Raw genomic sequence first — 14,225 nt, 5'->3', positions numbered from 1 at the left:
TGAGCCCGTGGTCGCCTACCTTCGCTTCCCGCCACCGGCCGCGCAGCGCGACGTCGTCGAGCACTACTGGATGGTCGAGGCGCCCGGGTCGGCCCAGGTGCAACGGGAGATCCTCATCCCGAACGGCCGGCCCGCACTCGCGGTCGCGCTGGCAGAGCCTGGTCACCGGCACGATCCGGTGTCGGGCGCGCACTGGCTCAACGACGCCAGCCTGTTCGGGATCATGACCCGGCCGAACGTGCTCACCCAGTCCGGCCCGTCGAGCTATGCCGGTGTCGAGCTCAAGCCCTGGGGAGTCGCAGCACTCGGTGTCGCCGATGGACTCGTCGACGGAGTCGTCTCCCTGGACAGTTGGCTGGGTCCTGGTACGACGTACCGCCTGGCCGAGGCTCTACGCGGACAGGAGTTCGGAGCCGACCGGGCTGACGCGTTGGCCGCCTTCCTGGAACCGCATTTCCGTCCGCTGGAGATAGACCTGGTCGATCGCGCCGTACGACTCATCGACGAGAGCCGCGGCGGTCTGCCGGTTGCCACACTGGCGGCTGAGGTCGGGACGTCGTACTCGACCCTGCATCGTGTCTTCAGCGGGCTGACCGGTGTCGGGCCCAAGAAGTTCAGTGAGATCGTCCGGTTCTTCCACTTCGTCGGCGGCTTGCTCGACGGGCCGTCCGACGCCGCTGCGACGCTGGCCGCGCTGCATGGGTACTACGACCAGGCTCATGCCGCCCGGGACTTCAAGCGGTACACCGGTGTGAGTGCCTCGTCGTTCCGCGCGGTGGAGAACGGGATCGCGGCGCTGATGCATGAGAGATCCGTCCAAGACAGCACCGGTTCGGCCCGGCCACGCTGAGGTCTGCGAACCGTTGGGACGAAGGAGAGAACTGTGGGACGGATCATTCATGTCGAGCTGACCTCGGCCGACCTCGACCGGGCAGCGGCGTTCTACGGCAAGGCGTTCGGCTGGACGACGGAGGCGTCACCGTTCGTCGGCGGCTATCTGGTCGCGTCGACCGGTGCGGGGGACGGGATCGACGGGGCGATCATGAGTCGGGACTACCAACAGCAGCCGGCGATCGCCTGGATCGAGGTCGACGACCTGGACGCCACGTTGGCGGCGGTCGCCGACGCGGGTGGGACGGCCGCGAGCGACCCGCAAGAGCTGCCGGGGGTCGGGCGGCTCGCGTATGTCCGTGATCCCGACGGGACTCTGCTGGGACTACGTCAGACGGCGTGAGCTGCGGGGTCAGCCGGCGGCGGTGTCGATGTGGCGGGCGAGGACGAGGTCGTCCTCGGTGATCCCGCCGGCGTCGTGGCTGCTGACCCGGAAGGTGATGGTGGTGTAGCGGATGTCGATATCAGGGTGATGGTTCATCGACTCGGCCAGCTGGGCGACCGTGGCGACCAGGCGGATGCCGTCCAGGAACGTCTCCCGCTTGACGCTGCGGACCAGCCCGTTGTCCGCGAACTTCCACTGCGGGAGGTGGTCGCGGATCGCTTGGTCGATCTGGTCGTCGGTCAGCAGCTCAGCCATGCGCCACACTCTAGACCCCAACCTGCTCCCAAAATGCCAGGCGGTGCTCCTGTTCGTAGTCGACCTGGCGGATCGCGTTCGGCGCGAGCGACTGGACCGTGTCCGGGGTGGTGAACTTCGGCCACTCCGGCAGACCGTCGCCGTTCGGGTCACTGCGATGCGCGAAGTTGGTCCAGTAGCCGATCATCGCGTCGGACAGCGCCAACTGGTCCTTGGACATCTCCGTTGTGCCGGACCGGAACAGATACTGTACGTCGCCCGCATGCCAGGCGCCGGCCTGGAAACCCTTCGGGAAGGGGATGTCCAACGGAGCGTTCCGGTCCGCGAACTCGTAGAACCACAACGGGTTCTTTGCTGAAAGCAACTGGTTCTGCTTCAGCTGTGCCTTGGCCCACATCCGATCAGTGAGTACAGCCGCCCAGGCCAGCGCTGGTGTCGCGTAGTCCGTCAGCGGGTACTCGGCCTGGATCTTGGCAGCTTGGTCGCCGAAGGCCTTGCGGAGCAGCTCGGGGTAAGCCGCCGCGGTGACCGGCATGCCGGCGAGTTCACGGAAGAACGCGACGAACGTCGTGTGCTCGTCCCGCGTCGTACCGGAGAGCACCGGGACGTTCGCGAACTCGCCGTTCGCCAGCGCCTGGGCTGGATCGGCCGGGAGTTGGTCGTTGCCGAGGGCATACGGCTGGAAGATGTTCATCACCTGCGGCACTTCGAGCAGCTTGGCGACCGGGACCGTGCGCAGGCAGGTCAGGTCCTTGCAACCGAGTTGCTGTGCCAGGCCGACGCCCTGGGTCTGGGCGTCCTTCGTGGTGGTCCAGCCGTACCAGGGGAGGGCCGGGATGCCTTCGTAGACCGCCCCGGCCGGCATGTCCATCAGGGTGAAGCCGCTCTGCATGATCACCTTGTGGAACAGGCCGTGCGACTCCTTCGACATCAGGTGCGCGCTGGTCGACAAGGCGCCGTACGAGACTCCGAACAGGGTCACGTTGCCCGGATCGCCGCCGAAGGCGGCCGCGTTGCGCTTGACCCACTGCAGGACGGCGCGCTGGTCCTGCAGGCCGATCGTGCCGGAGTCCTTCAGCTCGGGATGGCCGAAGCCGCCGAAGACGCCGAGGCGGAAGTTGAACGTCACCACGACGACGTCTCCGTCCACCGCCAGTCGGGCCGCATCGAAGATGTCACCGGACCCGATCGCCCCGTCGCCGTGGATCCACACCATGACGGGCTTCTTGTGGTCCGGCGACGCGGTGGCCGGCGTGGTCACGTTGAGGAACAGGCAGTCCTCGTTCGTCCCGGACAGGTCGGCGATCACGTTGTTCAGCTGCGGACACGGGCTGCCGGGTTTGGTGGCGGCGCGCTCACCCGTCCACGGCTTCGCGGGTTGCGGGGGCGCCCAGCGGAGTTCGCCGGCCGGTGGGGCGGCGTACGGGATGCCTTGGAAGACGCGGCGATCCGGATGAACGGTGCCGCGGACGTCGCCGGTGTCGGTGTGGACGACGGGGCCTTGGACTGTCACTTGAGGGCTCACATCCTTGCTACAGGCAATCAGTGCCGCGAGGAGGGTCAGGGTCAGTGCGATCGCTCGCATGTCAGGCCTTCCGGGTGGCCAGGTCGACCAGCGTGGCGAACTCCCGGCCGGCCGCGTCCAGGTCGAGGTCGGGTTCGAGTTCGAGCTGGCGGACGATGCCGTCCCGGATCGACAGGATGAACACCGCGACCAGATGCGGGTCGAACTCGCGCAGTACGCCGTTCGCCTGACCCAGCCGCAGTACGTCGGCCAACCGGTCCTGGTCCGATCGCGTTAGCTCGGCGGGCGCGACATCCTGCTTGATCCGGACCAGTGCGGCCGCATGGGAACGGTGGGTGCGCAGGAACGCGACATTCGCCTCGACGAAGGCGTGCAGGACCTCGGCCGGCTCCTCGATGCCCTGGGTGCGCTCGAGCACGAAGTCGCCGAACGTCTCCAGGATCTGCCGTCCGACCTCCTCGATCAGCTCATGCCGATTGGCGAAGTGGTACGAGATCAGCCCGGTGCTGCTCAGCCCGGCCTGCTCCGCGATCGCCTTGAAACTCGCCTGCGCCGACCCGCCCGCCGCGATCACCTCGATCGCCGCCGTCACGATCTGACTCCGCCGCGTCTGCTCGGTAAGCGTTCGTTTTGCTCGCACAAGCAAACCTTAGCTCACGCAAGCAAATTTCCAAACCTCAGGGGCGGACGCGACCCGCGGTGAGGAGGCCGAGGAGGGCGATCGCGGCGCTGACCGAGATGATGGCGCCGAAGACCCAGGGCTGCGGATCGGCGGCATTGAGGGCGAGCAGGGTGCCGCTGACGGCGAGGGCTGTGGCGATGCTCATCGTGCCGGCCATCTGGGCGGCGCTGCTGTTGCGGCCAGAGTTGCCGGCGTCGGACAGGTCCAGCGTGAGGACCGACAGGCTCGAGGAGCTCAGGCCCATCCCGACACCGGCGAAGGCCCAACCGATCAAGCCGAACCACGTCGTCGCATCCGTCCATGCCAGCAACGAGGTCACAGCGAGACCGGCCGTCATCAGCGCGAGACCCGATCGCAGCACGTTGACCCGAGTGATGCCGAGGTTCCGCCCCTGCAACCAGGACCCGAGCGCCCAGCTCACGCCGGTGATCGACAGCGTCACCCCGGCGCGCGACGGGCTGAACTGATGCTGCAGCGTGAGCAACAGCGGCAGATACGCACCAGCCCCGGCGAATGCCGCACCCCCAAGTCCCCGAACCGCGACCACGGCCGGAAACCCTCGCCGCGCCACGAAGGTCCCCTTCGGCATCACCCGTACGGCGGCCAGCGCGAGCACCACCAGCGCCACCGGGATCGCGATCCCGCCGATCACCCGATGCGCCTCCAGGTGGTCACCGGCCAGCGTCATCGAGAACAACGCGACCGAGGCGGCGAGCGCCCACGGAAGCGCCGCCCGCCACGCTTGCAGCTCGGCCGCATCCTCGGCGCTGCGCTCGGGCACCGGAGCGTTCGCCGACTGCCGCATCGCCGGACCGAGCAGCATCCAGCTCGGCACGATCAGCAGGACCGCACCCAGGAACACCCAGCGCCAGCCGAACTGCTCGGTCACCAGGCCGGTCAGCACCGGACCGAGCACCGACGGCAGGATCCACATCGCGGCGAACAGCGAGAACATCTTCGGCCGCAGTACGGCGGGCAGCGCACGGGCGACCAGCACCATCAGCGAGACGTCGAGCAGCCCTTCCGCGAAGCCGCTGAGCAGCCGGCCGGCGACGACCATCGGCATCGCGGCCGCCGTACCGACCAGCAGTTGGGCCAGGGTGAACGCGATCGCGCCGACCCGCAGGGTCGGGATCGGGCCGCGACGGTCGGACCACAGGCCGGCGATCGCGAGTGAGATCAGGTAGCTCGCGTTCGGCGCCGCGTTGGCCAGCCCGAAGCTGCCGAGTGCGTCGAACTCCCGCACCATCGTCGGCAACGCCGTACCGACCGCGCGGTTCTCGAACGCGCCGAGGGTGACGAGTCCGATCACGCCGAGGACGAGCGGCAGGTGCCGGCCGCTGAACAGTCGTTGGGGGGTCGCGGCAGGGGCGGTGGTCGAGGACATGGTGCATATCCTCAAAGTTCAAGTGAACTTCAAGTCAAGGGAGGTGGCTGAAGAGCGGAGGATGCGGGTCACGTGCGGCTGCTGTCGGGCAGGCGGAAGACGAGGACCAGGACGCGGAGGACCAGGACGGCGCAGATCACCAGCAGGTTGTAGCCGAACAGGTGGAACAGGGTCATCGTCTCGGTGATCTTCGGGCCGCCCGGCGTCCCGAGCAGCAGGACCGCCATCAAACCGGCGGTGGCGCCGAGGATCGCGAGCAGGACCTGATGCAGCAGCGTGGTGATGTGCCGACGGTCCCGATCGTCCGCGAGCAGCCGGACGTTCAGGCCCAGCCGACCGCTCTCGGCCGCGGCGGTGATCCGGTCGATCCGGCGTGGCAGTCGCCGCAACATCGGCAACAATGTCGCGAGCTCCTCGGTCGCCGTACGGCGTAATGCCTCCGGAGCGAGGCGGTCGGTCACATGCGCCGAAGCGAACTGGCGGGACGCGGCGACCAGGTCGAACCCGGGGGAGATCCGCGAGATGGTTCCCTCGATCGTGGCCAGCGCCCGGAAGACCGCGGCCACCTCCGGCGGTACGCCGAGATCGTGCGAGGTGATGATCTTGAACAGGTCGTTGAACATCGCCGGCCCCAACGCAACCCCGGCGGCGAGGTGGCGGGTCATGAACTGCCCGACGGCGCGCTCGAGACTGCGTTCGTCGATGACGTCAGGGCGGTACACGATCTCCAGCAGGGCGTCGGTCGCGGCGACCGGATCGCCGTGGTCGATCGCGAGCAGGAACCGTTGCAACGCCTCCCGGGTGGCCGGATCGAGCCGGCCGACCGAGCCGAGGTCGAGCATGCCGATCCGGCCGTCGTCGAGGAGCAGGAAGTTGCCCGGATGCGGGTCGGCGTGGAACACCCCGTCGATCGCGACCTGACCGAGCAGGCAGTCGAACAGCACGCGGCCCAGCCGGGTCGCGTCCAGACCGCGGTCGGCGATCGCCCGTGCGGCGTTGCCGAGGCCGATGCCGTCCAGCCGCTGCATCGTCAGCACCCGGCGGGTGCAGGCCCCGGGGTAGAGCTCGGGCACGACCAGGTCGTTGTTCGAAGCAACGGCTTGGCCGGCCGCGATCGTGGTCATGTTGCCGGCCTCGACGGTGAAGTCCAGTTCCTCGCGCATCGCCTCGGCGAACCCGTCGGCGAGAGCCCGGACGCCCATCGACCGGCCCCAGTCGGTGTTCCGCTCGAGCAGCCGGGCCAGCCGCCGGACGATGTCGAGATCCCGATCCACGACCGCGGCGATACCGGGGCGCTGGACCTTGACGACTACATCCGCGCCCTCCGGCAGCCGAGCCGTGTAGACCTGAGCGACCGAGGCGGAGGCGAGCGGTTCGGTGTCGAAGTCGGCGTACAGCTGGTGTGGCGGTGCGCCGAGCTCCTCGGTGAGGACGGCCTCGATCTCAGGCCACGGCGCGGGGGAGACCTGGTCCTGCAGACGGCTCAGCTCGTTGGCGACGGCGGCGGGGATGACATCGCTGCGGGTGGACAGCACCTGGCCGAGTTTGACGAACGTGACGCCGGCCTCGTCGAGAGCATGACGGAGCGAACGGGCGAGCTCGGCCTGGCCGGCGGGGTTCTCGCGGCCCGGGCGGCGACGGCCGCGGAGGTACGGGCCGAGGCCGTGCCTGATCGCGATCCGGAGGATCTGGAGGTAGCGCTTGGTCCGGGCGATCCGGCCGCCGACGTCGCGACGTAGATCGCGGGCCCGAGGCAACGAGCCGGTCGGCACGACTGCTTCGGACAGGACCAGGAAGATCAGGCCGGCCAGCATCGAACAGACCGTGGTGAGCGCGAGGAACGCGACCGCCGCGGCGTTCGAGCCCTCGAACGGCGGCGGCCCGACCAACGCTGACGCGATGGGTCCGAACACGGCGAGGGTGAGCCCGGCGCCCATCGCCAGCCGGATCAGGCCGAACCGGACGCCGAGCAGGCGCTGCGCGACGGGTACGAAGATCACCATGAAGATGCCGACGTTGATCAGCCCGACCAGCACGATGTCCATGCCCGGAACCCTAGGCCCCGAACCACCCGCAACAGCTCCCCCACACGGGTGAACGCCCCCGGCGAGAGCCCCCGGCGTGGTGCCGGGGGTTCACGCATTGCTACGCCGGGCGGCGGCGGATCTTGTTGCCGAGCCAGACCAGCGGGTCGTACTTGCGGTCGGCGACGCGTTCCTTCATCGGGATCAGCGCGTTGTCGGTGATCTTGATGTGCTCAGGGCAGACCTCGGTGCAGCACTTGGTGATGTTGCAGTAGCCGAGGCCGTGCTGCTCCTGGGCCTCGAGCTGCCGGTCGGCGGCGTCGAGCGGGTGCATGTCCAGCTCGGCGATCCGCATCAGGAAGCGAGGACCGGAGAAGTTCTCCTTGTTCTCCTCGTGGTCCCGGATGACGTGGCAGGTGTCCTGGCACAGGAAGCACTCGATGCACTTGCGGAACTCCTGCGAGCGCTCCACGTCGGCCTGCTGCATCCGGTACTCGCCCGGCTTCACGTCCACCGGCGGCGTGAAGGCCGGGATCTCCCGGGCCTTGGTGTAGTTGTACGAGACGTCGGTGACGAGATCCCGCATCACCGGGAAGGTGCGCATCGGGGTGACGGTGACGACCTCGTCCTCGGCGAACGTGTTCATCCGGCACATGCACATCAGCTTCGGCATGCCGTTGATCTCGGCGCTGCAGGAGCCGCACTTGCCGGCCTTGCAGTTCCACCGGACCGCCAGATCCGGCGTCTGGGTCGCCTGCAGCCGGTGGATGACGTCGAGGACGACCTCGCCCTCGTTCACCTCGACCTCGTAGTCCTTGAGGTCACCACCCTCGGAGTCGCCCCGCCAAACACGGAACTTGCCTTTGTAACTCATCGGCGTCCTCGCTGCGCTGCGGGCGCCGATGAGCAGAGCTCGCTGTGCTTATTGATGCCCTCGCTTCGCTCAGTCATGCGCAGGCAACTCCTCTTCGGTCAGGTACTTCTTGAGCTCGTCCAGTTCGAACAGTTCCAGCAGGTCGTCGCGCATCGGGATCTGGTCCTTCTGGACCACGTTCACCGCGTGATCGGCGTCGAGCGAGCAGACCAGCAGCAGCTTGCGCCACTCGGCGTTCATCCCCGGGTAGTCGTCCCGGGTGTGACCGCCGCGCGACTCCTGCCGCTGCAGCGCCGCCTTCGCCACGCACTCCGACACGGTCAGCATGTTGCGCAGGTCGAGGGCCAGGTGCCAGCCGGGGTTGAACTGACGGTGGCCCTCCACCGTCATCTTCGCGATCCGGCCGCGGAACTCGGCCAGCCGGCCGAGCGCCTGCTCCATCTCCTCTTCCTTGCGGATGATGCCGACCAGGTCGTTCATCGACTGCTGCAGTTCCTGGTGGATCGTGTACGGGTTCTCGCCGCCCTCGAGCTCGAACGGCGCCAGCGCCTCGGCCGCCGCCGTGTCGATGTCCTCCTCGGCGATCTTCGGCCGGCCCTGCAGCGAGTCGACGTACATCGCCGCACCCATGCCGGCCCGGCGGCCGAACACCAGCAGGTCGGACAGCGAGTTGCCGCCCAGCCGGTTCGACCCGTGCATCCCACCGGCGACCTCACCGGCCGCGAACAGGCCCGGTACGACGGACTGCGCGGTGTCCGGGTCGACCTCGACGCCGCCCATCACGTAGTGACAGGTCGGACCGACCTCCATCGGCTCGGCGGTGATGTCGACGTCCGCGAGCTCCTTGAACTGGTGGTGCATCGACGGCAGCCGGCGGGTGATCTCCTCGGCCGGGAGCCGGGACGACACATCCAGGAAGACACCGCCGTGCGGCGTACCGCGGCCGGCCTTCACCTCGGAGTTGATCGCCCGGGCCACCTCGTCACGCGGCAGCAGTTCCGGTGGCCGCCGGTTGTTGTCCGGGTCCTTGTACCAGCGGTCCGCCTCGTCCTCGGTCTCCGCGTACTGCGCCCGGAACACATCCGGCACGTACTCGAACATGAACCGCTTGCCCTCGGAGTTCTTCAGGACGCCGCCGTCACCGCGGACCGACTCGGTGACCAGGATGCCCTTCACCGACGGCGGCCAGACCATGCCGGTCGGGTGGAACTGGATGAACTCCATGTTGATCAGCGTCGCGCCGGCCCGCATCGCCAGCGCGTGCCCGTCACCGGTGTACTCCCAGGAGTTCGAGGTGACCTTGAACGACTTGCCGACCCCACCGGTGGCCAGGATGACGGCCGGTGCGTCGAACAGGATGAACCGGCCGGACTCACGCCAGTAGCCGAAGGCACCCGAGATCGCGTCGCCGTCCTTCAACAGCTCGGTGACGGTGCACTCGCCGTACACCTTGAGGTTGGCCTCGTAGTCGCCGGTCTCGCGGAAGTCCTCCTGCTGCAGCGAGACGATCTTCTGCTGCAGGGTGCGGATCAGCTCCAGGCCGGTACGGTCGCCGACGTGGGCGAGCCGCGGGTAGGTGTGGCCGCCGAAGTTGCGCTGGCTGATCCGGCCGTCCGGGGTCCGGTCGAACAGGGCGCCGTACGTCTCCAGCTCCCAGACCCGGTCCGGGGCCTCCTGGGCGTGCAGCTCGGCCATCCGCCAGTTGTTCAGGAACTTGCCGCCGCGCATCGTGTCGCGGTAGTGGACCTGCCAGTTGTCGTTCGAGTTCGCGTTGCCCATCGCGGCGGCACAGCCGCCCTCGGCCATCACGGTGTGTGCCTTGCCGAACAGCGACTTGCACACGATCGCGGTGCGCTTGCCCTGTTCGCGGGCCTCGATCGCCGCGCGCAGACCGGCGCCGCCGGCCCCGATCACGACGACGTCGTAGGTGTGTCGTTCGAGCTCAGTCATGAGAGAGAAGGTCCGTCTCAGTTGAAGATGCGCAGGTCGGAGAACCAGCCGGCCGACAGCGCCATGATGTAGGCGTCGGTCAGGATCACGGTGAACAGCGACGTCATCGCGAACGTGCCGTGCTTGGGGTTCAGCTTGGACACGAAGGTCCAGTACCGGTAGCGCAGCGGGTGCTTGGAGAAGTTCTTCAGCCGGCCACCGACGATGTGCCGGCAGGCGTGGCAGGACAGCGTGTACAGCCAGAGCATCACCAGGTTGACCCAGATGATCACCGTGCCCAGGCCGATGCCGAAGCCGCCGTCCTTCCCGTGGAAGGCGAGGATGCCGTCGTACACGTTGAGCAGACCGAAGACCAGCGCGCCGTAGAAGAAGTAGCGGTGCAGGTTGAGCGCGACCAGCGGGAACTTGCGCTCACCGGTGTACTTCTTGTGCGGCTCCGGGACCGCGCAGGCGGCCGGTGCGAAGAACAGCGACCGGTAGCCCGCCTTGCGGTAGTAGTAGCAGGTGCCGCGGAAGCCGGCCAGCACCGCGAAGGTGATGAGGCTCAGCGGCAGGAACGCCGGGAACTTGGGGAACCAGGTGCCCAGGTGGCTGGAGCCGGCGACACACGAATCGCTGATACAAGGGGAGTACAGCGGGGTGAGGTAGTGGTACTCCTCGACCCAGTACCACTGGTTCATGAAGATCCGGATCGTCGCGTAGACGATGAAGAAGACCAGGATCACCCCGATCCGCAGCGGCGCCAGCCACCAGCGATCGGTTCTGAGAGTTTTCTGCCCGATCTGTGCGCGACCGGGAGCGCTAACACCAGTCGCCATCAGGGAGCGTGCCTGTCAGGCGCGCCGAAGCCTTCGTGCTCCGCGTCTGTCCACATGGACGCGTCATACTCCACGTCGGGAATCTCCTCGAGTTCCTCCGGAACAGGTCCGGGTTTGTGACGGGGGTCGGGAGGGCCGAGCTCGGCCAGATCGTCGTTCAGCCTGGCCACGTCCGACACCAACCGGCGAATGCCGAGGGTGTCACCGTACTCCTGGCTGAGATTCCCGACGGCCGCATGCAGCGTCTCGAGCGCGCGGACGACCGCGGCAACGCCGCTGTTGCCTTCACCCATGCCGACTCCAGTGATTGTTTTGTCGCTGTCAGTATGGGCACACTTTGCCCCTGCCAGGCGTCCAACGGAAGACCCTTCGGTACGGCGTGTTTCTAGTTAGGCTTACCTCAGTTGCCGAGCGCCGTCGGGTGCAGTAATGGAGTGAATCCCGCCTTCAGTACAACGAGATTCGCCGGTGGTGTGAGTACGGCGACCTGGTGCAGCCCGGGTGGCCGGACCGGATCGCCGTACCCGTCCCAGGACCAGGGCAGCACCTGGCGGTCGAGCACCAGGGCCGGGCGGCCGTCGTACCGGATCATCGCGCCGTCAGGGAGTTCGTCGAGTTCCTGGATGGTGGTGCGCTGCTGCCGGGTGCGCGGGTCGACGCGCTCGAGGTGGAGTTGGGCGTCCATCGCCGCGGCGCGCGGTCGTTCGTCCAGACCGCGGCCGCCGGCCCAGGCGCCGGCGTACAGGAGGAAGTCCCTGCGGCGGCAGTAGTGGCAGGGGCGATGGCCGGCCGCGAGGGCGACGGCCTCGTCGAAGAAGAACAGTGCGGTCCAGCGTCCCGGCGGCATCGGATCGCGCCGAACGCCCTTCCAGTCAAGGACGCAGCAGATCCAGGCCTTCGATCGCCAGCGGGTGGTTCCGAGGCGGCGGTCGGGTCCGTGCAGCGTGCCACGGTTGCCCATCAGCAGGCCGCGGTCGGGCTCGGCCACGATCTCCTGGGTGGGTAAAACCCTGTTCTGCAACGGCATACCGGTCATCCTGCCGGACGCCGTCGACAGTTTTGCTTTGTATATATGGAAGAGTCGCGACGTGCAGATAGTCGTAGGAGTGGCCGTCGTCCGGGACGGTCTGGTGCTGGCGGCGTACCGGCCAGGGCCTGACGGCGGGTGGGAGTTCCCGGGCGGCAAGGTCGAGCCGGGGGAGACCGAGGAGCAGGCGGCGGTGCGGGAGATCCGCGAGGAGCTCGACCTGGAGATCAAGGTCGGGGCGTCGCTGGGGCCGCCGGTCGGCATCTCCGATCGCTATCGATTACACGTCTACCTGGCCTCGATCGTGGCCGGGGAGCCGGTACTGCGGGAGCACGCGGAACTGCGGTGGTTCGCCCCGGACGAGCTGGACGAGTCGGAGTGGCTGGTGCCGGACCGGCCGTTCGTCCGCGAGCTGCTCCGGCAGCTGTGATCCTGGCGCTGAGTGGCAGAAGTCACACTCCCGATCAACTGTATGGGTTAACTGTATGGGTTGTACCTGGCGGGCGGTCTGGACCGGACGGGAGAATCTTCCCCTGAGCTATTGGGGAGGAGCGAGCAATGTCGGTCTACCAGGTCGTCCCTGCGGTGCGGAGGGACGACATCGCCCCGGAGATCGTCTGCGACGTCTACGAGCTGGGTTCGCGACGGCGGACCCAGGCGGCGGTGAAGGAGCTGACCAGTCGTCAGGTGGCGATCGGCCGGATGATGTCCACCGGCGCCAAGGACGCGGCGATCGCCCGTGAGCTGGGCCTGTCGCTGCGGACGGTCCGGGCCGAGATCAGCGCGCTGATCGCCGGCCTCGGGGCCAAGTCCCGTTTCCAGGCCGGCTGCCTGCTCGTCCGCCGGTTCGGCTGACCGCCCGACTGAGACGATTTTCTGTCCGAACGGCGACGTAGGCTTTCGGCATGAGCGAGCTTCCTGATCGCCGGCTGTTGCTGGTGCACGCCCACCCGGACGACGAGACGATCAACAACGGTGTGACGATGGCCCGTTACGTGGCCGAGGGTGCCAGTGTCACGCTGATCACCTGCACGCTCGGTGAGGAAGGTGAGGTGCTCGTCCCCGAGCTCACCCACCTGGCCGCCGACCAGACCGACCAGCTCGGCGAGCACCGGATCGGCGAGCTCGCCGCCGCGATGGCCGAGCTCGGTGTCACCGATCACCGCTACCTCGGTGCGCCCGGGAAATATCGCGACACCGGGATGATCTACAACGACCAGGGCAACGCCGACGTCCCGCCGGACACCCGGAAGGACAGCTTCTGGCAGGCCGACCTGCTCGAGGCGGCGAACGACCTGATCCCGGTGATCCGCGAGATCCGTCCCCAGGTGCTGGTGACCTACGACCAGTACGGCAACTACGGCCACCCCGATCACATCCAGGCGCACCGCGTCGCGACGTACGCGGCCGCGCTCGCCGCGGCTCCGTCGTACCGGGAGGATCTGGGTGAGGCCTGGGACATCTCGAAGATCTACTGGATCGCGATGGCCGAGTCGAGTCTGCGCGACAGCCTGCGCAAGCTGCGCGAGTCCGGCGACACGACCACGTTCGAGGGGATGGACCCCGACGGGCCGCTCGGGCCCTTCGTCACCCCGGACAAGTACGTCGACTGTGTGATCGAGGCCGGGCAGTACCTCGATCAGAAGATGACCGCGATGAAGGCGCACGCCACCCAGATCACCGTCGACGGCCCGTTCTTCGCGCTGTCGAACAACAACGGCAACGAGATCTGGGGCTCCGAGGCGTACCGCCTGGTCAAAGGCACCGCCGCCCCAGGCCCGGACGGCGTGGAGGACGACCTGTTCGCCGGCCTCTGACAAGGTGATCGGATCCACACGGTCGGTTGAGGCATCAACCTTTCGGCGGGCATAGGCTGCTGGGGTGTCGTCCTCGGACCCCAGTGGGAGTGTGGCGCCCGCGGAGTTCCGTGCGGCGCTGGGGCGGTTCGCGTCCGGGATCACCATCATGAGCACGCTCCAGGACGGGGTCGCGCACGCGATGACGGCGAACGCGTTCACCTCCGTCTCGCTCGATCCGCCGCTGGTGCTGGTCTGCGTCGACAAGGGTGTCCGGATGCATGCCGCCGTCCACGAGTGTGGGTATTGGGCGGCGTCGGTGCTCGCCGGGGACCAGCAGCCGATCGCGGACCGGTTCGCCCGGTCCGGGCGGGATCTCTACACCCAGTTCGACGGCATCGGTACGGCGGCCGGCCCGAAGACCGGCTGCCCGGTGATCGAGGGAGCGCTCTCGTGGCTGGAGTGCCGGACCTGGGCGACGTACGACGGAGGCGACCACACGATCGTGGTCGGGGAGGTCCTCAGCCTGGGCGTACCCGGGTCAGGTGATCACGGAGCGTTGATCTATCACGCGGGTGGTTACCGAGAGCTACCGGACGTGTGAGTGTGGA

At 67.9% G+C, this 14,225-nt stretch carries 16 protein-coding genes; 6 read left to right on the top strand and 10 right to left on the bottom strand.

Translation table 11 applies throughout. From position 1 onward, the window contains the following. Positions 1-7 precede the first annotated feature (7 nt). Together EV652_RS07160 and EV652_RS07155 are read left to right on the top strand one after the other, a co-directional pair. Positions 8-850: a helix-turn-helix domain-containing protein gene (locus tag EV652_RS07160; RefSeq protein ID WP_132208187.1), complete on the top strand. Its 843-nt coding sequence runs from the start codon at positions 8-10 to the stop codon at positions 848-850. Between the two features lie 33 nt (positions 851-883). Then, the gene (locus tag EV652_RS07155; protein WP_158441105.1) at positions 884-1,234 is read left to right on the top strand and encodes a VOC family protein; all 351 of its coding nucleotides are present in this window, start codon (positions 884-886) and stop codon (positions 1,232-1,234) included. 9 nt (positions 1,235-1,243) lie between these two features. Here EV652_RS07155 and EV652_RS07150 read toward each other — a convergent pair whose 3' ends face one another. The 10 genes from EV652_RS07150 to EV652_RS07105 form a co-directional block, all read right to left on the bottom strand. Further along, positions 1,244-1,531, bottom strand: a complete 288-nt coding sequence (locus EV652_RS07150; RefSeq protein WP_132208185.1) for a 4a-hydroxytetrahydrobiopterin dehydratase — start codon at positions 1,529-1,531, stop codon at positions 1,244-1,246. A gap of 10 nt (positions 1,532-1,541) precedes the next feature. Further along, positions 1,542-3,116, bottom strand: coding sequence for a carboxylesterase/lipase family protein (locus tag EV652_RS07145; protein ID WP_132208184.1), 1,575 nt, complete (start codon positions 3,114-3,116; stop codon positions 1,542-1,544). 1 nt (position 3,117) lies between these two features. Further along, entirely contained in the window at positions 3,118-3,696 is a 579-nt protein-coding gene (locus tag EV652_RS07140) for a TetR/AcrR family transcriptional regulator (protein ID WP_158441104.1), read from the bottom strand. Positions 3,697-3,733: 37 nt separating this feature from the next. Further along, complete coding sequence (locus EV652_RS07135) at positions 3,734-5,125, bottom strand: MFS transporter (RefSeq protein ID WP_132208182.1); 1,392 nt, start codon at positions 5,123-5,125, stop codon at positions 3,734-3,736. A gap of 68 nt (positions 5,126-5,193) precedes the next feature. Further along, positions 5,194-7,170 (bottom strand): ABC1 kinase family protein, encoded by a 1,977-nt coding sequence (locus tag EV652_RS07130; protein WP_132208181.1) that lies wholly within the window; start codon positions 7,168-7,170, stop codon positions 5,194-5,196. Between the two features lie 100 nt (positions 7,171-7,270). Further along, entirely contained in the window at positions 7,271-8,023 is a 753-nt protein-coding gene (locus EV652_RS07125; RefSeq protein WP_132208180.1) for a succinate dehydrogenase/fumarate reductase iron-sulfur subunit, read from the bottom strand. A 69-nt stretch (positions 8,024-8,092) separates the two neighbouring features. Beyond that, a complete protein-coding gene (locus tag EV652_RS07120) occupies positions 8,093-9,973 on the bottom strand; it encodes a fumarate reductase/succinate dehydrogenase flavoprotein subunit (RefSeq protein WP_132208179.1) in 1,881 nt (626 codons plus the stop codon). A 17-nt stretch (positions 9,974-9,990) separates the two neighbouring features. Next, complete coding sequence (gene sdhC / locus EV652_RS07115; RefSeq protein ID WP_199238050.1) at positions 9,991-10,791, bottom strand: succinate dehydrogenase subunit SdhC; 801 nt, start codon at positions 10,789-10,791, stop codon at positions 9,991-9,993. Continuing rightward, positions 10,791-11,084, bottom strand: a complete 294-nt coding sequence (locus EV652_RS07110) for an Rv0250c family protein (RefSeq protein WP_132208178.1) — start codon at positions 11,082-11,084, stop codon at positions 10,791-10,793. Before EV652_RS07110 ends, sdhC begins: the two co-directional genes overlap by 1 nt. 107 nt (positions 11,085-11,191) lie before the next feature. Beyond that, positions 11,192-11,818 (bottom strand): hypothetical protein, encoded by a 627-nt coding sequence (locus EV652_RS07105; protein ID WP_132208177.1) that lies wholly within the window; start codon positions 11,816-11,818, stop codon positions 11,192-11,194. Between EV652_RS07105 and EV652_RS07100 the strand changes: the two genes are divergently transcribed. The 4 genes from EV652_RS07100 to EV652_RS07085 all read left to right on the top strand — a co-directional run bounded on the left by EV652_RS07100 (position 11,790) and on the right by EV652_RS07085 (position 14,218). Next, complete coding sequence (locus tag EV652_RS07100) at positions 11,790-12,248, top strand: (deoxy)nucleoside triphosphate pyrophosphohydrolase (protein WP_242001615.1); 459 nt, start codon at positions 11,790-11,792, stop codon at positions 12,246-12,248. The genes EV652_RS07105 and EV652_RS07100 overlap by 29 nt on opposite strands. Positions 12,249-12,376: 128 nt before the next feature. Then, positions 12,377-12,673, top strand: a complete 297-nt coding sequence (locus EV652_RS07095; protein WP_132208176.1) for a LuxR C-terminal-related transcriptional regulator — start codon at positions 12,377-12,379, stop codon at positions 12,671-12,673. A gap of 50 nt (positions 12,674-12,723) precedes the next feature. Then, positions 12,724-13,635, top strand: a complete 912-nt coding sequence (gene mshB / locus EV652_RS07090; RefSeq protein WP_132208175.1) for an N-acetyl-1-D-myo-inositol-2-amino-2-deoxy-alpha-D-glucopyranoside deacetylase — start codon at positions 12,724-12,726, stop codon at positions 13,633-13,635. Positions 13,636-13,699: 64 nt separating this feature from the next. Next, on the top strand, positions 13,700-14,218 hold the full coding sequence (locus tag EV652_RS07085; RefSeq protein ID WP_132208174.1) for a flavin reductase family protein: 519 nt from the start codon (positions 13,700-13,702) through the stop codon (positions 14,216-14,218). Positions 14,219-14,225 lie beyond the last annotated feature (7 nt).

It is taken from the genome of Kribbella steppae (assembly GCF_004342025.1).
Classification (GTDB): Bacteria; Actinomycetota; Actinomycetes; order Propionibacteriales; family Kribbellaceae; genus Kribbella; species Kribbella steppae.
The sequence above is the reverse complement of the archived record's forward strand: the minus strand, read 5'-3'. Positions and strand labels throughout refer to the sequence as shown.